Origin of the sequence: Ruegeria sp. HKCCA0235A (genome assembly GCF_013033235.1) — a bacterium.
Lineage (GTDB): Bacteria > Pseudomonadota > Alphaproteobacteria > Rhodobacterales > Rhodobacteraceae > Ruegeria.
The window spans coordinates 295,874-316,399 of sequence record NZ_WQDQ01000002.1 but is presented as its reverse complement, the minus strand read 5'-3'; the positions used below and the strand labels follow the sequence as shown (position 1 = coordinate 316,399).

Sequence of the window (20,526 nt, the reverse complement as noted above, 5' to 3'; positions counted from 1 at the left end):
CTCCGACGGTAGGGTTCAGCTCGCTTGTGCCGCAGATTGCAGCCCGAGAAAACAAAGGACCCGGGCCTTCGGTCAACCGGGTCCTGAACTGTTTCTCAAACTCAACAGGCCACGTCAGGTGACATCAAATTCCAGCGGCTTGATCTGCGTGAACAGACCCGTTTCCGCCAGCTTGGCGCGTGCCTCGGCCGGAACGGGTTCGTCGACATAAAGCAACGCAATCGCTTCTCCGCCAGCCTCGGATCGACCAAGGGTAAAGTTCGCGATGTTGACGTTGTTCTCGCCCATGGTCTGCCCCAAAGCACCGATGATGCCCGGCACGTCTTCGTTGGTGGTGTAGAGCATATGGGCACCGACCTCGGCGTCGATATTGATGCCCTTGATCTGGATGAACCGCGGCTTGCCGTCGCTGAACACGGTGCCACCGATGGAACGCTCGCGCTTGTCGGTCACAACGGTGACTTTGATATAGCCTTCGAAGGCACCCGATTTGTCCTGATTGGTGGTCGAGATCTTGATCCCTCGTTCCTTGGCAACAACCGGGGCCGACACCATGTTCACCTCGGGGTTGAACTTCTTCATGATCCCGGCAACCACCGAGCAGTTCAACGCCGCCAGATTCATTTCAGCGGCCACACCGTCATACAGGATATTGATCGCCTTGACCGGCTCATCCGTCATCTGGCCGATGAAGCTGCCCAGATGGCTGGCCAGCTTGATCCACGGCCCCATCACCTTGGCTTCTTCCGCCGTCACACTGGGCATGTTCAAAGCGTTCTCGACCGCACCTGTCAGAAGATAGTTCGAGATCTGCTCGGCCACTTGCAGCGCCACATTCTCCTGCGCTTCAGTCGTTGCTGCACCAAGATGCGGCGTGCAGACCACGTTGGGCAGATTGAACAGGGGATTGTCCTTGGCGGGTTCTTCACTGAACACGTCAAACGCGGCGCCCGCAACGTGACCGGATTGCAGCGCCTCTGCCAAGGCTTCCTCTTCCACCAGACCGCCCCGAGCGCAGTTGATGATGCGCACGCCTTTCTTGGTTTTGGCAAGGTTTTCACGGCTCAGAATATTGCGGGTCTGATCCGTCAGCGGCACGTGCAGGGTGATGAAGTCGGCGCGGGACAGCAACTCGTCCAGCTCTACCTTTTCCACGCCCATCTTGGCGGCTTTCTCTTCGCCCAGATAGGGATCATAGGCGATGACTTTCATCTTCAGGCCAAGCGCGCGCTCGCACACGATGCCACCGATGTTCCCCGCACCAATGACGCCGAGCGTCTTGTTCGTCAGCTCGATCCCCATGAATTTGGACTTTTCCCACTTGCCCGCATGGGTCGAAGTCGAGGCCTCGGGGATCTGCCGCGCCACGGCAAACATCATTGCAATGGCGTGTTCGGCAGTGGTGATCATGTTGCCGAATGGCGTGTTCATCACGATCACACCTTTTTTCGACGCCGCTTCCTTGTCGATATTGTCAGTGCCGATTCCGGCGCGGCCGATCACCTTCAGCTTGTCGGCTTTTTCCAGAATGGTCGGCGTGACCTTGGTGGCCGAACGGATGGCAAGACCGTCATACTGGCCGATAACCTCGGCCAACTTGTCCTTGTCCTTGCCCAGATCGGGCATGAAATCCACGTCGATGCCGCGATCGCGGAAGATCTGCACGGCGGTTTCGCTGAGTTTGTCGGAAACGAGTACTTTGGGAGCCATGTTTGTGGTCCTTGAATGTATTGAGAGGTCCGGGCCGATGCGGCCCGGTGAAGATGGGATGCGATCAGGCGGCTTCTGTTTGCGCCGCGATTTCGGCCTCGAAGGCCCAGGCCAGCCAAGGCAACATCGCTTCGATATCCGAGGTCTCGACCGTACCGCCGCACCAGATCCGCAAGCCCGCAGGCGCGTCGCGATAGGCCCCGATATCCAGCGCGACATTCTCGGACTCCAGCCGTTTGGCCACGGCCTTGGCAAAGCTTGCGCCGTCCTGAATTCGGGCATCAGTGAATTTCAGACAGACGGATGTGTTGGACCGCGTCGCAGCGTCTTCGGCCAGGTTTTCGATCCAGTCGTTCCGATCGCAGAACGCATGCACGGCATCGGCATTGGCGTTCGCGCGGGCAATAAGGCCCTTCAGACCGCCCACCGAACGGGCCCAATCCAGTGCAAACAGATAATCCTCAACCGCCAGCATTGACGGCGTGTTGATCGTCGCCCCCGTGAAGATGCCTTCGATCAGCTTGCCACCCTTGGTCAGGCGGAAAATCTTCGGCAGCGGCCATGCCGGCGTGTAGCTCTCCAGCCGTTCAACGGCGCGCGGCGACAGGATCAGCATCCCATGCGCGGCTTCACCGCCCAGAACCTTCTGCCAGCTGAAAGTGGTCACATCCAGCTTGTCCCAGGGCAGGTCCATCGCAAAGGCAGCCGAGGTCGCATCACAGATCGTCAGACCCTGACGATCATCGGCGATCCAGTCACCGTTCGGCACGCGCACGCCCGAGGTGGTGCCATTCCAGGCAAATACAACGTCATTGGCGAAATCGACCGATGCCAGATCCACGATCTGTCCGTAATCGGCAGTCTTCACCTCGGCGTCGATCTTAAGCTGCTTGACCACATCGGTCACCCAACCGGACCCAAAGCTTTCCCACGCCAGCATCTCGACCTTGCGTTCGCCCAATAGCGACCAAAGAGCCATCTCAACCGCGCCCGTGTCCGAGGCGGGAACAATGCCGATCCTGTAATCTGCCGGAATGCCAAGCACCTCGCGCGTGCCTTCGATGGCCGCTTTCAGCTTGTCCTTGCCAACGGCGGCACGGTGCGAGCGTCCCAAGGCCGCATCGGCCAGTTTGGTCAGATCAAATGTGGGGGGTTTGGCGCAAGGGCCCGAGGAAAAACGCGGATTGGCCGGCCGCGTCGCCGGTTTTTGAGTGCTCATCTGTATTACCCTTCCAGATACACGCCCCTCGTTGGGGAGGGGTGTCCCACGCACAGAGCTATGGGCCCTTCGCACCCGCAGCAAGCGAAAAAGACGCTTCGCTGGGTGAAAACGACATCCCAAAAGGGCTCAAATCAGAACAGGAGTTTCCGATTGGCGAAAAAACCCCGCCGAAACTCGGCGGGGTTTTTGATGCTATTCCGCGGCGTCTGCGTATGCGTCCATTGGGGGGCATGTGCAGACGAGGTTTCTGTCACCGTATGCGTTGTCGACGCGGTTGACGGGGGACCAGTATTTGTCGACGCCCATGGAACCCGGCGGGAAGCAGGCTTGTTCGCGGGTGTAGGGGCGGTCCCAGTCGCCGACCAGATCGCGCACCGTGTGGGGGGCGTTTTTCAGCGGGTTGTTTTCCGCGTCGATCTTGCCATCGATGATGTCCTGTGCTTCCGCCCGGATCGACAGCATGGCATCGCAGAAACGATCCAGCTCGGCCATGGGCTCGGACTCGGTCGGCTCCACCATCAGGGTTCCGGCCACCGGCCAGCTCATCGTCGGCGCGTGGAAGCCTGAATCGATCAGGCGCTTGGCCACGTCATCGACGGTGACATGCGCCTCGGCGTCCAGCGGCCGGGTGTCGAGGATGCATTCATGCGCCACCCGCCCCGATTCCGAGGTGTAGAGGATCGGATAGGCATCCTTGAGCCGCGCCGCAATGTAGTTGGCGTTCAGGATCGCCACCTTGGTCGCCTGGGTCAGACCCGCGCCGCCCATCAGCAGCACATAGGCCCAGGACACGGGCAGGATCGAGGGCGAGCCGAAGGGCGCCGCCGAGACCGGACCCACGGCGGTGCCGTATTCCGGGTGCCCGGGCAGGTGCTCGGCCAGATGCGCCTTGACGCCGATCGGACCCATGCCGGGGCCGCCGCCGCCATGCGGGATGCAGAAGGTTTTGTGCAGGTTCAGGTGGCTGACATCGCCGCCGATATCGCCGGGGCGCGACAGGCCCACCATGGCGTTCATGTTGGCGCCGTCGATATAGACCTGACCGCCGTGATCATGGGTGATCTGGCAGACCTCCTGCACGGTGGTCTCGAACACGCCATGGGTGGACGGGTAGGTGATCATGCAGGCGGCCAGATGATCCGAGTGCTTTTCCGCCTTGGCGCGGAAGTCGGCGACATCGATATTGCCGTTCTCATCCGCCTGCACCGGCACGACCTGCCAGCCCACCATCTGCGCCGAGGCCGGGTTGGTGCCATGGGCCGAGGTCGGGATCAGGCAGACATTGCGGTGCCCTTCGCCGCGCGCAAAGTGATAGTTGCGGATCGTCAGCAGGCCCGCATATTCGCCCTGCGCGCCCGAGTTGGGCTGCTGGGAGATCGCGTCATAGCCGGTGATCTGGCACAGCTTGTCGTTCAGATCGGCGATCATCTCGTGATAGCCCTGCGCCTGATCTTCGGGGCAGAACGGGTGCAGGTTGCTGAACTCGGGCCAGGTGACCGGGATCATCTCGATCGTGGCGTTCAGCTTCATGGTGCACGATCCCAGCGGGATCATCGCCCGGTCCAGCGCCAGGTCGCGGTCGGCCAGGCGGCGCATATAGCGGGTGATCTCGGCCTCGGCCCGGTTCTGATGGAAGATCGGGTGGGTCAGATAGGCGCTTTCACGCAGCGCGTAATCCGGCAGGCGGTATTGCTTGTTCGAGCTGTCATCCTTGCGGTCGATGCCGAAGGCCCCCCAGACCGCCTCGATCGTCTCGGGGCGGGTCTGTTCGTCCAGGCTGATGCCGACGCGGGTCTCGCCCACCTTGCGCAGGTTGACGCCGCGCGCCACGGCGGCCTCCATCACCGTCTTCTGCAGGTGGCCGACCTCGACCGTGATGGTGTCGAAGAACACTTCCGGTTCCACGGCAAAGCCCGCCTCTTCCAGGCCGGCGGCCAGGCGCGAGGTCTTGCGGTGCACCGATTGCGCGATCGCCTTGATGCCGTCGGGGCCGTGATAGACCGCATACATCGAGGCAATCACCGCCAGCAGCGCCTGCGCGGTGCAGACGTTCGAATTCGCCTTCTCGCGGCGGATATGCTGCTCGCGGGTCTGCAACGACAGGCGGTAGGCCTTGTTGCCGCGGCTGTCGATGGACACACCGATGATCCGGCCCGGCATGGATCGCTTCAGCTTGTCGGTGGTGGCCATGTAGGCGGCGTGCGGGCCGCCATAGCCCATCGGCACGCCAAAGCGCTGGGTCGAGCCGATGGCAATGTCCGCGCCCATCTCGCCCGGTGACTTCAGCAGCGCCAGCGACAGGATGTCGGCGGCGACGATGGCGATGGCCTTGTGTTCATGCAGCGCCGCGATCTCGGCGGTGAAGTCGCGCACATGGCCATAGGTGCCTGGATACTGGAAGATCGCGCCGAATACCGCGCCCGCGTCCAGCTGATCCGGGTCGGCGACCTGCACGTCGATGCCCAGAGGCTCGGCCCGGGTCTTGATCACCGCGATGGTCTGCGGGTGGCAGTTCTTGTCAACGAAGAAGGCCGCGTTGTTGGCCTTGGACCGGCCGCCGCGCTTGGCCATCGCCATGGCTTCGGCGGCGGCTGTGGCTTCGTCCAGCAGCGATGCGTTGGCCACATCCAGCCCGGTCAGGTCGCTGACCATGGTCTGGAAGTTCAACAGCGCCTCAAGGCGGCCCTGGCTGATCTCGGGCTGGTACGGCGTGTAGGCGGTGTACCAGGCCGGGTTTTCCAGAATGTTGCGCAGGATCGGCGCAGGCGTGGTGGTGCCGTAATAGCCCTGACCGATCAGCGAGGTCAGAACCTTGTTCTTCCCCGCCACCTGTTTCATGTGGAAAAGCGCATCGCGTTCCGTCATCGCCGGGCCCCAGTCCAGCGGCTGTTTCTGCCGGATCGCCGGTGGGACGGTGGCGTCGATCAGCTCGTCCAGCGTCTTGAAGCCGATCACCTTGAGCATGTCGCGCATCTCGGTAGGGCTGGGACCGATATGGCGGCGGTTGGCAAAATCATAGGCTTCGTAGTCGGTCAGTTTGAAGGCCATTGCAGCGCTCCCATGGATAGGTCAGGGCCGGCGGAGGCTGCGGGAGCCTCCGGCGGGGATATTTCTTGCCAGATGAAGGGCGGGGCCCAAATTCGGCGGCATCAATTGATTCGATGGAGCCCCATGCCGGGACTCCGTTCGGGTTTACCCGATGAAGGCCTTGTATCCGGCTTCGTCCATCAGATCCTCGAGCTGCGACGCGTCACTGATCTTGATCTTGTAGATCCAGGCCTCGCCCTCGGGGTCTTCGTTCAGCGCGCCGGGATTGTCGGCCAGCGCCTCGTTCACCTCGACGATCTCACCATCGACCGGTGCATAGAGTTCCGAGGCCGCCTTGACGGATTCGATCACGCCGATCTCGCCGTCTTTCTCGAACTCGTCACCCACTTCCTGCTGCTCGACGAAGACCACCTCACCCAGCTGTTCAGCCGCGTGTTTGGTGATGCCCAGCGTGGCGGTGTCGCCTTCGACGCTCAGCCATTCATGCTCTTCGGAATAATAGGTTGCCATGCTTCTCTCTCCTGACTTCAACGCTTGTAATTCTGTTTGACGAAGGGCAGCGCCACGATCTGCGCCGGTTGCGCCTTGCCCCGGATGATCAGGTTCACCTTCTCGCCCGGCGCGCCATGGCCCGCGGACACATAGCCCATCGCGATCGGGCCACCCACCGTCGGGCCAAAGCTGCCCGAGGTGATCTGACCGATGCTGTTGCCCTCAAGGCATTGCACTTCCACGCCCTGACGCGCCGGCGCGCGGCCGTCGGGCTTGATGCCCACCAGCTTGCGCGATGCGCCCTCGGCCAGTTCGCGCTGGATACGCTCCGCACCCGGAAAACCACCTTCTTCCTTGCGGCGCTTCTGGATCGCCCAAGCCAACGAGGCCTCAATCGGCGAGGTGCTCTGGTCGATGTCATTGCCATACAGGCACAGCCCCGCCTCAAGCCGCAGGCTGTCGCGTGCGCCCAGACCGGCGGCCTCGCAATCCTCATGTGCCAGGAAGGCCCGTGTGATCTCGATCGCCTTGTCCTCGGGGATCGAGATCTCGTACCCGTCCTCGCCGGTATAGCCCAGCCGCGAGATGCGGCATTCGACGCCCATGATATCGGCCAGGGTGGTTTCCATGAACTTCAGGTCACGGGCCGCGGGGCAGAGTGCGCCCACCACATCCTCGGCCTTGGGACCTTGGACCGCAACCAGCGCACGGTCGAAGATCTCGGTCACTTCGACGCCGTCAAGGTTCGCTTTCATATGCGGAATGTCCTGATGGCGCAGCGCCGCGTTCACCACCACAAAGTAATGATCCCCAGCATTCGACACGATCAGATCATCCATGATCCCGCCTTCCGCGTTCGTAAAGAACCCGTACCGCGCCTTGCCTTCCTTCAGCGTCGCAAAGGCCTGCGGGCACAAAGCTTCCAGCTTCTCACCCACATTCTCACCGCGCAGGATCACCTGACCCATGTGAGACACATCAAACACCGCCGCCTTCTCACGGCACTGCTTATGCTCTCCCATGATCCCCAAAGGATACTGAACAGGCATCTCCCAACCAGCAAAATCAACCATCTTGCCGCCAAGCTCGACGTGCAAAGAGTGGAGAGGCGTGCGCTTCGGTGTGGTCATTTCTTCAACCTTTCAATCAGCGGGACTGGTCGCGGACGACCATGACGGTGCAATGCGCATTGCGCACGACACGGGCCAGGTTAGGGCCAATCTCGTAGTTCGGGAAATCGCCCTTGGTCGATGCCATGACGATCAGATCAAAGCCTTCCTTGTAGGCAAGCTTCAGGATTTCGCGGTAAACACTGCCTTCTTCGATGTGGACCGGCACGTCGGAAGCCTTGGCATGATCCAGAATCGCCTGAACCGCACCCCGCACGTGGTCTTTGGCGCCGGCACCATAGTTGGCGGGCAGGTTCGGCAGCTGGATGATCTCGGGGATGACGGCAACCGCATGCAGTTCGGCGCCGTAGAATTTGGCCTGCTCCAGCGCGACCGGCAGGGCCAGTTTCCACGAGCGGTCGTCGGTGTGATCAATGGGCAGCAGGATTTTCGTGGCCATCACGTCTCTCCTCGAGATATGGAATTCTATGTCAAAGGCGGGGGGCCGGGTTGGCCCCCCGTTTTGGTGGGGCCGAGCTTATTCGGCAGGTGTGCCGCCCGGCTCTTCGGACTTGCCGCCCGAGGCGAAGAACTCTTTCGTCAGTTTGAAGACGATCGGGCTCAGCAGCGCCAGGGCGATCAGGTTCGGAATGGCCATCATGGCGTTCAATGTATCGGCCAACAGCCAGATGAAGCCCAGATCCGCAGTTGCGCCGAAGTAGATCATCACGATCCACAGAACGCGGTAGGGCATCAGGGATTTCACGCCCAGCAGGAACTCGACACATTTCTCGCCGTAGAACGACCAGCCGAGGATGGTGGTGAAGGCAAAGATCGACAGAGCGATGGCGATCAGGTACCCGCCGATACCCGGCAGTGACAGTTCGAACGCGTGGCTGGTCAGCGCCGCACCGGATTCACCCGATGTCCATGCACCCGACGCGATGATGGCCAGACCGGTGATCGAGCAGACGATGATGGTATCGATGAACGTACCCAGCATCGCGATCAGGCCCTGGTTGACCGGACCCTTGGTTTCGGCAGCGGCGTGCGCGATCGGGGCCGAACCCAGACCGGCCTCGTTCGAGAACACACCACGTGCCACACCGAAGCGGATGGCGGCCCAGACGGCTGCACCTGCGAAACCACCTTCGGCGGCGGACGGGGTAAACGCATAGGTAAAGACCAGCGACAGCGCATGTCCGATGTTGCCGATGTTGATGAGAAGAACCAGCAGGCCCGCGATGATATATGCAACGGCCATGAAGGGGACCAGCTTACCAGCAACCGCACCGATGCGGGTGATACCACCCAGGATAACGGCTGCGGTCAGAACCATCAGAACAACGCCAGTGACCGAGGTGTTCAGGCCAAAATTGGCTTCCAGCACCTGAGCAACACCGTTGGCTTGCACACCGTTGCCGATGCCGAAGGCAGCAACCGCGCCGAACAGAGCAAAAGCCACGCCCAGCCAGGCCCATTTCGCACCAAGACCGTTCTTGATGTAGTACATCGGGCCGCCGACATAGTTGCCCAGTTCGTCTTTCTCGCGATATTTCACGGCGCAGACGGCTTCTGCATATTTGGTGGCCATGCCCACCAGGGCGGTCATCCACATCCAGAACAAGGCGCCTGGACCGCCCAGGAAGACAGCAGTGGCCACACCGGCGATGTTACCTGTACCGATGGTCGCCGACAGCGAAGTCATCAGTGCGTTGAACGGGCTGATCTGCCCTTCGCCCTGCCCTTCACGGCCTTTGAACAACAGGCTGAAGCCTGTGCCAATGCGCAGGATCGGCATGAATTTCAGCCCGACCTGCAGGAAGAAGCCAACGCCGAGGATGAGAACCAGCATCAGCGGCCCCCACACGACGCCATTGATGGCCCCTACGATTGAATTTAACGCTTCCATGGTTTCCCTCCCATTTGCGTTTGGTTTATGCCCCGGTCGCGATGGCCCGCTGGCGGGCCTGCTTGAGGGCAGTGAAATCTTCGTCGGCATGGAACGACGAACGGGTCAGCGGCGTGGCTGACACGTGCAAAAAGCCCTTGGAACGGGCGATCTGTTCCAGTTGGGCGAACTCCTCGGGTGACCAGAACCGGTCAATCGGATGATGTTTCGGTGTCGGTTGCAGATACTGCCCGGCCGTCAGAAAATCGACGTTGGCCGCGCGCAGATCATCCATCACCTGACGCACGTCGTTCAGAGTTTCACCCAGCCCGACCATCAGACCTGACTTGGTGAAAATCTCGGGGTTCGATCGTTTGGCATCGTCCAACAGCCGCAGCGAGGCATAATAGCGCGCGCCGGGGCGAACCGTCGGATAAAGGTGCGGGACGGTTTCCAGGTTGTGGTTGAACACGTCCGGCGCTGCGTCAAAGACGATTTTTGCGGCGTCGCCTTTGCCCAGGAAGTCGGGGGTCAGAACCTCGACAGTGGTGCCGGGGTTCTGATGGCGTACGGCGCGGATTGTCTGGGCGATATGCTCGGCCCCGCCGTCGGACAGATCATCGCGATCAACCGACGTGATCACCACGTGGCGCAGGCCCAGTTTCTTGACCGCCGCCGCAATCCGGCCGGGTTCGAACGCGTCCAGCGCATCGGGGCGGCCGGTGGCCACATTGCAGAACGAACAGCCCCGCGTGCAGATCTCGCCCATGATCATCATGGTTGCATGGCGCTTGGACCAGCATTCGCCGATATTGGGGCAGGCCGCTTCTTCGCAGACCGTTGCCAGATCGTGTTCACGCATCAGACGCCGGGTTTCGTAGTACGCGGCGCTTTCGATCTTCTTCTTGCGAATCCATTTCGGTTTGCGCGGGATGACACTGTCGGCCTTCTTGGCCTTTTCCGGGTGACGTGGTCGAAGCTGGATGGTCATCTGGCTGTCCTCACTTACGCGTGGATTGCGCGGCCCATGGCATCGAGGCAGGCTTCCTTGACCGCCTCGCCCATCGCCGGGTGCGCATGACAGGATGCTGCAACTTCGGCGACGGTCGCGCTTTTGGTCATGGCCAGCACCAGCTCGGCGATCAGATCGCCGCCATGGGCACCGCAGATATGGGCTCCGAGGATCTTGCCATCAGAACCGGCCAGAACCTTGACCGCGCCATCTGTTTCACCCGTCGAACGCGCCCGCGAATTGGCCATGAAGACAAACTTGCCGACAGCATATTCGACGCCCGCGTCTTTCAGGGCCTCTTCGGTCTGACCAACCGAGGCCACTTCGGGATCGGTGTAGACCACACCCGGCACGGTGTTGTAATCGACATGACCGGCTTCGCCGGCCAACATCTCGACACAGGCAACGCCGTCCTCTTCGGCCTTGTGGGCCAGCATCGGGCCGGGAACACAATCACCAATGGCATAGATGCCGGGCACCGACGTCTGGAATGTGCTGTCGACTTCGACGAAGCCACGCGGGTTCACGGCCACGCCCAGCTCTTCCAGCCCAAGCCCGCGCGTCACCGGGCGACGGCCCACAGCGATCAGAACCTTGTCGGCCTCGATCGCCTCTTGCTTGTCCTTGCCGAGGCGGTCCACGGTCAGGGTCAGGCCAGCCGCGGTTTTCTCAACCGATTTGAGGGCTCGGCCCAGTTGGAACTTCAAACCGCGTTTGGACAGCGCCCGCTGCGCCAGCTTTGCGATCTCGCCATCGATGCCGGGCAAAATGCGATCCAGATATTCGACCACAGTGACCTTGGCACCCAATCGTGCCCAGACCTGACCCAGCTCCAGTCCGATGACACCCGCACCGATCACCACCAGATGATCCGGAACGCTCTGCAACGCAATTGCGCCGGTGGAACTGAGCACATCCTGCTCATCAATCTCGATCCCCGGCAGTGAGGTCGGCTCGGATCCTGTCGCGATCAGGATGTTCTTTGCTTCGTATACGCTGTCGCCGACCTTGACCTGACCAGTGGCCGGGATGCTGGCCCAGCCTTCGATCAGATCGACGCCGTTCTTCTTGAACAGGAACGCGATGCCCTTGGTCAGATCACCGACGATCTTGTCCTTGCGCCCCATCATCGCACTGACGTCGATGCTGGCCCCCTCGACCGCAATGCCTTGGGAGGAGAGATGCGCAAGCTCGGCATATTTGGCCGAGGAGGTCAGCAACGCTTTGGAGGGGATACACCCCACGTTCAGACAGGTACCGCCCAGTGCGCCGCGCCCTTCGACACAGGCCACATTCAGCCCCAGCTGAGCCGCGCGGATCGCGGCAACATAGCCGCCCGGTCCGCCCCCGATAACGATGAGGTCATAGGTATTCATTTCGCGCGCTCTCAGTAGATCGGGTAGCTTGCGCAAAGAGCGCGAACCTGTTTGCGGGTTTCCTTTTCGACGGTTTCGTCACCGTCAGGAGACTTCGCGAGCGCCTCCAGAACATCACCGATCAGATGGCCGATCTGCCTGAACTCTTCCGGGCCAAAGCCACGGCTGCACCCGGCGGCGGTGCCCAGACGGATGCCGCTGGTGATGGTGGGTTTTTCCGGATCTCCGGGAACGCTGTTCTTGTTGCAGGTAAAGCCGGCCCGTTCGAGCGCCGCCTCGGCGTCCTTGCCGGTTACGCCGATCGGGCGCAGATCGACCAGCATCAGGTGGTTCTGGGTGCCGCCGGAAACGATGTCACATCCGCGCGCCATCATGACGCTGGCCAAGGCCGATGCGCTGTCAACGACGCGCTGCATGTATTCCTTGAATTCGGGTTTCAGTGCCTCGCCAAAGGCCACCGCCTTGCCTGCGATGACGTGCATCAGCGGGCCACCCTGCAGGCCTGGGAATACGGCCGAGTTGATCTTTTTCGCCAGCGCCTCGTCATTGGTCAGGATGATGCCGCCACGAGGGCCGCGCAGCGTCTTGTGCGTGGTCGAGGTCACGACATGTGCGTGTCCTACAGGCGAGGGGTGCAGGCCGGTCGCCACCAATCCGGCAATATGAGCCATATCGGCCAGCAGCCATGCGCCAACCTCGTCCGCGATTTCACGGAATCTGGCAAAGTCGATCTTTTGTGAGTAGGCGGACGCACCTGCGATGATCAGCCTGGGCTTTTCCGCCCGCGCCAATTCGGCGACCTGATCATAATCGATCAGCCCTGCATCGGTCAGGCCGTACTGCACGGGCCGGAACCATTTACCGGACTGCGCCGGTTTCGCACCGTGGGTCAGATGGCCACCTGCGTCCAGCGACATGCCAAGAATGGTATCGCCCGGGTTCAGCAGCGCTAACTTGACGGCCCCGTTGGCTTGTGCGCCGGAATGGGGCTGAACGTTGGCATATTCACAGCCAAACAGCTTCTTGAGGCGTTTGATCGCCTCGACTTCGACCTCATCGACATATTCGCAGCCGCCATAATAGCGGCGGCCCGGATAGCCTTCGGCATATTTGTTGGTCAAGACCGAACCCTGCGCTTCGATCACGGCCTTCGAGACAATGTTCTCCGAGGCGATCAACTCGATCTGTTCCGCCTGGCGTTCACGCTCGCGTGAGATGGACGCAGCAATGACGGGATCTGCCTCAATCAGCGACGTTTTGAACATAGTCTCCTCCTTTTGCCCCGAATCCTCAGTGCGAAACTTTGTTTCCTATAAGGGAAATAATGCGCCTTAGGCAACAAAAATCTCTTATTCAAGAAGTTGCGTATATATTGGGAGGCATGTAACCTTTGATAAAACAGGGGGAATTCAATGGGCGACGAAAGCCGAAATGATGTTTCCGGACAGGAATTTCAGGATGAAGGAGAGGCTCTGGGCCGCTCCATCCGCGATGCGCGGCGCGCGAAAGGGTGGACTCTGGAAGAAGCCGGCCGCGCTGCGGGTATCGGGCGCTCGACGCTGTCCAAGATCGAAAACAACCAGACGAAGCCAAGCTTTGACATTGTACGGCGTCTGACACAGGCCTTGGATATGAGCACCCCGCAGTTGTTTCTTCAGTCGGGTCAATCCGGCATTTCAGGCCGCCGTGATTTCACTCCGAAGGGCGAGGGAGAATTCAAGGATACGCCCACTTACCTGCATGAACTGCTTTGCCCCGAACTGACCAGCAAGCGAATGCTGCCCTATATCGCGACAATCAAGGCGCGGGACCTGTCGGAGTTCGAGACGTGGATCCGACATTCCGGAGAAGAATTCATGTATGTGCTCAGCGGTGAACTCATCTTCGTTTCTGAACATTACCGCCCTTTGCCAATGAAGGCCGGTGACTCGCTTTATTATGATAGCGGAATGGGGCATGGGTGTATTTCGACCAGCGAAGAAGACGCCAAGGTGCTGTGGGTTTCGCTGGAATAGCACCCAGGGTTCTTTGGTTTTCCAGGAAAGCGGGCATCGCCATGCGTACCCCTTTCAGCCGTCTGGCAGGCTACGGTGGCGAAACGCAGTGGGTGTCTGGCCGAATTCTGCCTTGAATGCCCGCGTCATGGCGCTGGCGTTTTCATATCCGCATCGACCGGCGATTTCGGCGATGGACTGCTCGGTATCTTCTGCCAGATTGCGTGCAAGGTTCAGTCTCATTCGGCGGTAAAGCGCCTGCGGCGTGGTCTTGAGCTCCGCCTGAACGCGCATTTCGATCCGCTTTTGCGAACACCCGATCTTGCGGGCCAGTTCCCTGATCGAAAGCGGTGTTTCAATGTTCGCCTGCATGACAGCCAGAGCGCGATTGACCAAAGTGTCTTCGGACTTGAGAGGCAAAGGGTAATGATCCTGCCCATTTCGGCTCATCAGAAGATGCCCGACTTCCATGGACAGAAGAGGGCCGTGATCCCTGCGGATAATGGCCGAGGCCAGATCGAACGCGGCCATCGCCCCGGAACAGGTCAGCCTGTTGCCATCGATGACAAAACGTTCCTGCACCGCATCCACGGCCGGAAAGCTTTCTTCGAACCGGGAAAGTTCGTCCCAGTGAATGGTTGCCCGGTGCTCATCCAGCAAACGGGCCCGGGCCAGCAGCCAGCTGCCGGTATCCAACCCTGCCACTTGCCGGTGTTTTCGGGCCGCAGCCAGCACGATGCGTGTGGTCGATCGCGTGTCCAGCTTGCGATATCCATAAGACGGCATGACCACCAGAACGTCGCCTTGCTGGTCAGAGATTGGACCATTCGGTGTAACGACAAGGCCGCTGGAACTTTGCACGGGGTCTCCGTCAATGGAACAGAAACGCCATGAATACAAAATCTGCCTCGACAGGTTGTTCGCAGCCCTGAGCGGTTCGACCATATTTGCAAGGCAATGGTTCGAAAACCCGTTGAAGAGCAGGATGTTGTAGTGTCGCGTCAAAATTTTCGAATTTGGCATGATTTGATATCAACTCTGCATGCCGAGACCATGGGCGATGGCGTTTGGTTGGTCAACCACTGATCCAGGGAACACGCGCCATGCAGTTTGGTCTGACAGAAGAACAGGACATGATCGTCTCGACGGTCCGAAGCTTTGTTGAAAACGAAATCTACCCGCATGAAGACGCGGTCGAGCGCTCGGGAACCGTGCCTCCTGAGCTGGGTGAGCAGATCAAGCAGAAATGTATAGATCTGGGCTTTTATGCCTGCAACTTCCCCGAGGAAGTCGGCGGGGCAGGTCTGTCTCATCTGGATTTCACCTTGGTCGAGCGCGAGCTTGGCCGCGGGTCAATGGCGCTGACGCATTTCTTTGGGCGCCCGCAGAACATCCTTATGGCCTGCAACGACGAGCAGCGCGAACGGTATCTTTTGCCTGCCGTACGTGGCGACAAGATGGACGCTCTGGCGATGACCGAACCGGATGCGGGTTCGGATGTGCGTGGTATGAAATGCCAGGCGGTGCGCGATGGCGGCGACTGGGTTGTCAACGGATCGAAACATTTCATCTCGGGCGCGGAACATGCGGATTTCTTCATCGTTTTCATCGCGACCGGCGTGGACGAAACTCCCAAGGGCCCGAAGAAACGCATCACCACTTTCCTGGTGGATCGCGGTACTCCGGGGTTTGAAGTGCGCGAGGGCTACAACTCGGTCAGCCACAAGGGCTACAAGAACTATATCTTGTATTTCGACAACTGCCGTCTGCCTGACGCACAGGTCCTAGGCGAGGTTGATGGCGGTTTTGCCGTGATGAACGAATGGCTTTACGCAACCCGCCTGACGGTTGCGGCGTTCTCGGTCGGTCGCGCGCGGCGCTGCTTTGACTATGCGCTGAACTATGCGGCCGAGCGCAAACAGTTCGGCCAGCCCATCGGCAAGTTTCAGGGCGTCGGCTTCCAGATCGCCGACATGATCACCGAGATCGACGCCGCCGATTGGCTGACACTCGCCGCCGCGTGGCGTCTGGATCAAAATCTGCCATCAAACCGCGAGATTGCCTCGGCCAAGCTCTATGCCTCGGAAACGCTGGCGCGGGTGACGGATACCACACTGCAAATCTTCGGGGGGATGGGTTTGATGGACGATTTCCCGATCGAACGGTTCTGGCGCGATGCCCGGGTCGAGCGCATCTGGGACGGCACCAGCGAAATTCAGCGCCACATCATCAGCCGCGATCTTCTACGTCCCTTGGGCGCCTGACCATGAACAAAGACCTGACCCGGCTGCTGCGCCCGAAAACCATCGCTGTCATCGGTGGCGGCGCGTGGTGTCAGCAGGTTGTTCTGCAATCCGAACGCATGGGCTATGCCGGTCAAATCTGGCCGGTGCATCCCAAAGCGTCGGAAATTGCGGGTCACAGGGTTTTCGGCCACATCGAGGACCTGCCCGCAGCCCCGGATGCGGTTTTCATCGGTATCAACCGCCACGCCACCATCGAGGCCGTTCGTGTCCTGTCCAGTATGGGCGCAGGTGGGGCGGTGTGCTTTGCATCGGGCTTTTCCGAGGCCGTTGCCGAAGATGACACCGGCGGGGACTTGCAGGATCAACTGATTGCCGCAGCCGGTGACATGCCCATTCTTGGCCCGAACTGCTATGGCTTCATCAACGCGCTGGATGGGGCGCTGTTGTGGCCGGACCAGCACGGGGCCACCCCTGTGGGCAAGGGCGTGGCGATCCTGACGCAAAGCTCGAACATCTCGATCAACCTGACCATGCAGAAACGTGGGTTGCCGATTGCCTACATGATGGCCTGCGGAAACATGGCCCAGACCAGCCAGGCCGAAATCGCCTGGGCCTTGATCGATGATCCGCGTGTAACCGCCGTGGGTCTGCATATCGAAGGGTTCAAGGACATCTGGGAATGGGAGGCGCTGGCCGCCAAGGCCTATTCAAAGGGCATCCCGCTGGTCGCCTTGAAAGTGGGTGCGTCGGAACAGGCACAGGCCGCGACGGTCTCGCACACTGCGTCTCTTGCAGGCAGCGATGCGGGCGCGCAGGCCCTTCTGGACCGGCTGGGCATTCCGCGTCTGTCCGCGTTGCCGGACTTTCTTGAGACGCTGAAACTGTTGCACTGCTATGGGCCGCTGCCGGGTGGCCGCATCGCTTCGATCAGTTGTTCAGGGGGTGAGGCGAGCCTGATCGCGGATATGGCGGTTGGCACGGGCCTGAGTTTCCCGCAGTTGAGCGATGACAAAAGGGCGCGCTTGCGTGACGCGCTTGGCCCTATGGTCGCGTTGAACAACCCGTTGGATTATCACACGTATATCTGGCGCGACGAAGAGGCGATGGCGCAGGCCTGGTCGGGCATGACGGGTGACGACATCGACCTGACGTTCTCGATCGTCGACTATCCGACGACGAATCCGACCGACTGGAGTTGCGCGACCCGAGCTGCGTTGAAAGTGCGTGCTGAAACCGGCGCCCGGTTTGCGATTGTTGCGACGCTGCCTGAACTTCTGCCTGAAGACGTCGCCCAAGACCTCATGGCCGGTGGTGTCGTTCCATTCATGGGATTGCGCGAAGCGCTGGCGGCCACGCGCGCCGCGGGTCAGATTTCGCCACCGTCCGCACATCCTGTCTGGTTGCCTGGAAAGGCTGAGGCGACCCAAACCCTGACCGAAGGCGAATCGAAAGGGGCGCTGGCCGAATGCGGACTGCACGTTCCGCAAAGCCGCACGGTTTGCGGCCCGGCAGAGGCCCACTCGGCCGTGCAGGACATGGAAGCCCCCTTTGCCGTGAAAGGTGTTGGGCTTGCGCATAAATCCGAACACGGCGCTGTTCGGCTGGGCATCAAGGCCGAGGACGTGGCCGATGTCGCAGCCGAAATTGGCACAGATAGCATCCTGATCGAAGAGATGATCACCGGAACCGTTGCTGAATTGCTGGTCGGTGTCGTCCGTGACCCGGCGCATGGGTTTGTCCTGACATTGGGGGCGGGGGGCGTGCTGACCGAAATCCTGCGCGACACGGCGTCAGTGCTGGTGCCAAGCACGCCCGAGGATATCCGTGCCGCGCTTGGCAAATTGAAAATTGCCCCGCTTTTGGCAGGCTATCGCGGCCAACGGGCGGCTGATATGGATGCAATCATCGCCGCAGTCGAGGCCGTTCAGGCCTATGTCATGCAAAATGCCGACACGCTTGGCGAGGTCGAGATTAACCCGCTCCTGTGCACGCCGGACAAGGCCGTTGCCGTGGATGCACTGATAAGAAAGGCCTGAGATATGGACCCGATCAAAACCCGCCGCGACGGAGCGATCCTTGAGGTGACGCTGGACCGGCCCAAGGCCAACGCCATCGATCTTGTCACCAGCCGCAGGATGGGTGAGGTGTTCGCCGCGTTTCGCGACGATCCAGGGCTGCGCGTGGCCATTCTGACGGGCGGCGGAGAGAAGTTCTTTTGCCCCGGCTGGGACCTGAAAGCAGCCGCCGACGGGGATGCGGTAGACGGGGACTATGGCGTCGGAGGGTTCGGCGGCTTGCAAGAGCTGCGCGACCTGAACAAGCCCGTGATCGCGGCCATCAACGGCATCGCCTGTGGCGGCGGGCTGGAGTTGGCCCTGTCAGCCGACATGATCCTTGCCGCCGATCACGCCACGTTCGCCCTGCCGGAAATCCGCTCGGGGACTGTCGCGGATGCGGCCAGCGTCAAACTGCCCAAGCGCATCCCTTACCACATCGCGATGGAGTTGCTGCTTACGGGCCGTTGGTTCGACGCCGAGGAAGCCAATCGCTGGGGGTTGGTGAACGAGATCGTCACCTCGGATCAACTGATGGACCGCGCCTGGGAACTGGCCCGGTTGTTGGCCTCGGGACCGCCCCTGGTTTATGCCGCGATCAAGGAAATCGTACGCGATGCCGAAGATGCCAAGTTTCAGGATGCCATGAACCGCATCACCAAGCGTCAGCTCAGAACCGTGGACGTTCTCTATGCCAGCGAAGATCAGCTGGAAGGCGCGCGCGCCTTTGCCGAGAAAAGAGACCCGGTCTGGAAAGGGAAATAGGCAGACGTTTCCCGTGATCGCAGAGCGTGAATTTACCATTTACTGATCCGCACGGCACGTGCACAGTTAGGCATGCCGTATTTCGAACGAAAACCATATGTTAGTGCATCTCGGGCGGTCAGCCCGATTGCGCCGCAGCTCGACGATCAACCGATTTCCGATATTGCGCGCCGCGTGCTCGAAACAGAGCGGAGCCCGCGGCAACATCTGGACGGTCCGTTCAGGTGTCGCAAATCCTGCCATCCCGGCAGCACCGCCACCATTCTGCTGTCCTTTGAAGCACCGGAAGGCGCGGCCCCTGTTCAGATGCAGTTCGAACCGGGCGATCTGACCAATCCGAACGGCGACATTCTGCCGGCGAACCGCATCAGTGTGATCCCGCCACAAATCCAGCTTGAGCCGGGGGAAGCAACGGATGTTGCTGTTGCGGTGACCATACCCGACCTCTCCGAACCCGGTGAATATCACGGTCGGATCGCCTGTACCGGAACGGACCAGACCTCGGTTGTGGTGATTTTCGAGGTGGCGGGCGCTCAGACCTGACGGGTCACCAGATAGTCCATGAACTGTCCCAGAAACGCGCGCGGCCCGTCTTCTGCGCCCGCGAACACCCGCGCGAACTCATTACGGGCCGCGGCCAGCAGATCATTCGCTGCGTCCTGCGCATAGCGGATGCTGCCGTAATGGCTCATGCGCTCCAGCACCCAGGCGACATCTTGCGTCGACCGGGCATCGCGTGGGTTTGACAACATCTCGGCCAACCGTGCCTGTTCAGGCTCTTCCGCCTTCAGGCCAAGCTGGCCCAGCATCAGCGTGCGTTTGCCTTCATAGATGTCGCCGCCGATTTCCTTGCCGTAACTGTCCTGTGAGCCGACGAGATTCAAGACGTCGTCCTGAATCTGAAACGCTGCACCTAGGAAAAAGCCGAAGGCGTTGAAATCATCCAGATTCAGCGCGCCGGACGCGACATCATGTGGCCGCGCAATCAGGGCCCCGATGCGCATCGGGTGAATGAAACTGTACCAGCAGGTCTTTTTCAGACACATCCTCAGATAATCTGATGCATCGACGTTCAAACGGTTGTCGCGGATCCAGCCAAGCTCCAGCGCCTGACCTTCGATGGATTGCTGCAACAGATGGTCGAACTCATCCACCACGCGCATACCGGTTTCCGGGCCCAACGGCCCCAAGTTCTGACGCAGCAGACGCAGGGCAAGCGATTGCATCCCGTCGCCGGTATTGATCGCCAGGGGAACCCCAAGCCGCTTGTGCATACATTCGCGCCCGCGCCGGAAATCGCTTTGATCTTCGATGTCGTCATGGATCAGAAAAGCGTTATGCAGCAGCTCTAGAACTGCGGCCGAGACCCTTGCATTCTCGCTGTTTCCGCCGAAGGCTTCGCATGTGGCCAACAGCAGGGCGGGCCTCAGGCCCTTGCCCGAGGTTTCGATGTAATCGCGCATCGGGCCATACAGATAAGCCTGAGGCTCACCCGTCGGCAACAGGCCCAAAAGCGTTTCGCGCGCCTGATCCCCGTAAAAGGTTAGGGTTTTCAGAAAATCCTGTTTTGCCGCAGGATCCAAATGCGCGGTTCCGGATTTCACAGG

The 20,526-nt window shown here is 60.6% G+C and carries 17 protein-coding genes; 5 read left to right on the top strand and 12 right to left on the bottom strand.

What is annotated here, in order from left to right; genetic code table 11:
• Window positions 1-114: 114 nt before the first annotated feature.
• The 10 genes from serA to glyA form a co-directional block, all read right to left on the bottom strand.
• A complete protein-coding gene (gene serA / locus GOW56_RS05450) occupies window positions 115-1,710 on the bottom strand; it encodes a phosphoglycerate dehydrogenase (RefSeq protein WP_171205230.1) in 1,596 nt (531 codons plus the stop codon).
• A gap of 64 nt (window positions 1,711-1,774) precedes the next feature.
• The gene (locus GOW56_RS05445; protein ID WP_171205229.1) at window positions 1,775-2,929 is read right to left on the bottom strand and encodes a phosphoserine transaminase; all 1,155 of its coding nucleotides are present in this window, start codon (window positions 2,927-2,929) and stop codon (window positions 1,775-1,777) included.
• Between the two features lie 195 nt (window positions 2,930-3,124).
• The gene (gcvP, locus tag GOW56_RS05440) at window positions 3,125-5,980 is read right to left on the bottom strand and encodes an aminomethyl-transferring glycine dehydrogenase (protein WP_171205228.1); all 2,856 of its coding nucleotides are present in this window, start codon (window positions 5,978-5,980) and stop codon (window positions 3,125-3,127) included.
• 144 nt (window positions 5,981-6,124) lie between these two features.
• The gene (gene gcvH, locus GOW56_RS05435; protein ID WP_171205227.1) at window positions 6,125-6,490 is read right to left on the bottom strand and encodes a glycine cleavage system protein GcvH; all 366 of its coding nucleotides are present in this window, start codon (window positions 6,488-6,490) and stop codon (window positions 6,125-6,127) included.
• Window positions 6,491-6,507: 17 nt separating this feature from the next.
• Window positions 6,508-7,602, bottom strand: a complete 1,095-nt coding sequence (gene gcvT / locus GOW56_RS05430) for a glycine cleavage system aminomethyltransferase GcvT (RefSeq protein WP_171205226.1) — start codon at window positions 7,600-7,602, stop codon at window positions 6,508-6,510.
• A 16-nt stretch (window positions 7,603-7,618) separates the two neighbouring features.
• Complete coding sequence (locus tag GOW56_RS05425; RefSeq protein WP_171205225.1) at window positions 7,619-8,041, bottom strand: universal stress protein; 423 nt, start codon at window positions 8,039-8,041, stop codon at window positions 7,619-7,621.
• A gap of 78 nt (window positions 8,042-8,119) precedes the next feature.
• The gene (locus tag GOW56_RS05420) at window positions 8,120-9,493 is read right to left on the bottom strand and encodes a sodium:alanine symporter family protein (protein WP_171205224.1); all 1,374 of its coding nucleotides are present in this window, start codon (window positions 9,491-9,493) and stop codon (window positions 8,120-8,122) included.
• Window positions 9,494-9,518: 25 nt separating this feature from the next.
• Window positions 9,519-10,463 (bottom strand): lipoyl synthase, encoded by a 945-nt coding sequence (gene lipA, locus GOW56_RS05415; protein ID WP_171205223.1) that lies wholly within the window; start codon window positions 10,461-10,463, stop codon window positions 9,519-9,521.
• 14 nt (window positions 10,464-10,477) lie between these two features.
• The gene (lpdA, locus tag GOW56_RS05410; protein WP_171205222.1) at window positions 10,478-11,860 is read right to left on the bottom strand and encodes a dihydrolipoyl dehydrogenase; all 1,383 of its coding nucleotides are present in this window, start codon (window positions 11,858-11,860) and stop codon (window positions 10,478-10,480) included.
• A gap of 11 nt (window positions 11,861-11,871) precedes the next feature.
• Window positions 11,872-13,125 (bottom strand): serine hydroxymethyltransferase, encoded by a 1,254-nt coding sequence (gene glyA, locus GOW56_RS05405; protein ID WP_171205221.1) that lies wholly within the window; start codon window positions 13,123-13,125, stop codon window positions 11,872-11,874.
• A gap of 147 nt (window positions 13,126-13,272) precedes the next feature.
• Between glyA and GOW56_RS05400 the strand changes: the two genes are divergently transcribed.
• Window positions 13,273-13,875 carry a helix-turn-helix domain-containing protein gene (locus tag GOW56_RS05400; RefSeq protein ID WP_152460402.1) on the top strand — a complete coding sequence of 201 codons (603 nt, stop codon included), beginning with the start codon at window positions 13,273-13,275 and terminating at the stop codon, window positions 13,873-13,875.
• A 54-nt stretch (window positions 13,876-13,929) separates the two neighbouring features.
• Here GOW56_RS05400 and GOW56_RS05395 read toward each other — a convergent pair whose 3' ends face one another.
• Complete coding sequence (locus GOW56_RS05395) at window positions 13,930-14,799, bottom strand: GlxA family transcriptional regulator (RefSeq protein WP_371807877.1); 870 nt, start codon at window positions 14,797-14,799, stop codon at window positions 13,930-13,932.
• 158 nt (window positions 14,800-14,957) lie between these two features.
• Here GOW56_RS05395 and GOW56_RS05390 point away from each other — a divergent pair, with 158 nt between their 5' ends.
• The 4 genes from GOW56_RS05390 (at window position 14,958) to GOW56_RS05375 (ending at window position 19,462) form a co-directional block, all read left to right on the top strand.
• On the top strand, window positions 14,958-16,118 hold the full coding sequence (locus GOW56_RS05390; protein WP_152460401.1) for an acyl-CoA dehydrogenase family protein: 1,161 nt from the start codon (window positions 14,958-14,960) through the stop codon (window positions 16,116-16,118).
• A gap of 2 nt (window positions 16,119-16,120) precedes the next feature.
• Window positions 16,121-18,136 carry an acetate--CoA ligase family protein gene (locus GOW56_RS05385; protein WP_171205219.1) on the top strand — a complete coding sequence of 672 codons (2,016 nt, stop codon included), beginning with the start codon at window positions 16,121-16,123 and terminating at the stop codon, window positions 18,134-18,136.
• A gap of 3 nt (window positions 18,137-18,139) precedes the next feature.
• Entirely contained in the window at window positions 18,140-18,919 is a 780-nt protein-coding gene (locus GOW56_RS05380; protein ID WP_171169801.1) for a carnitinyl-CoA dehydratase, read from the top strand.
• Window positions 18,920-18,991: 72 nt separating this feature from the next.
• On the top strand, window positions 18,992-19,462 hold the full coding sequence (locus GOW56_RS05375) for a hypothetical protein (RefSeq protein WP_171169799.1): 471 nt from the start codon (window positions 18,992-18,994) through the stop codon (window positions 19,460-19,462).
• On the opposite strand, the gene GOW56_RS05370 is transcribed toward GOW56_RS05375, so the two are convergent.
• Window positions 19,453-20,523: a polyprenyl synthetase family protein gene (locus GOW56_RS05370; protein ID WP_171205218.1), complete on the bottom strand. Its 1,071-nt coding sequence runs from the start codon at window positions 20,521-20,523 to the stop codon at window positions 19,453-19,455. The two genes, GOW56_RS05375 and GOW56_RS05370, sit on opposite strands and share 10 nt — an antisense overlap.
• Window positions 20,524-20,526: the final 3 nt, after the last annotated feature.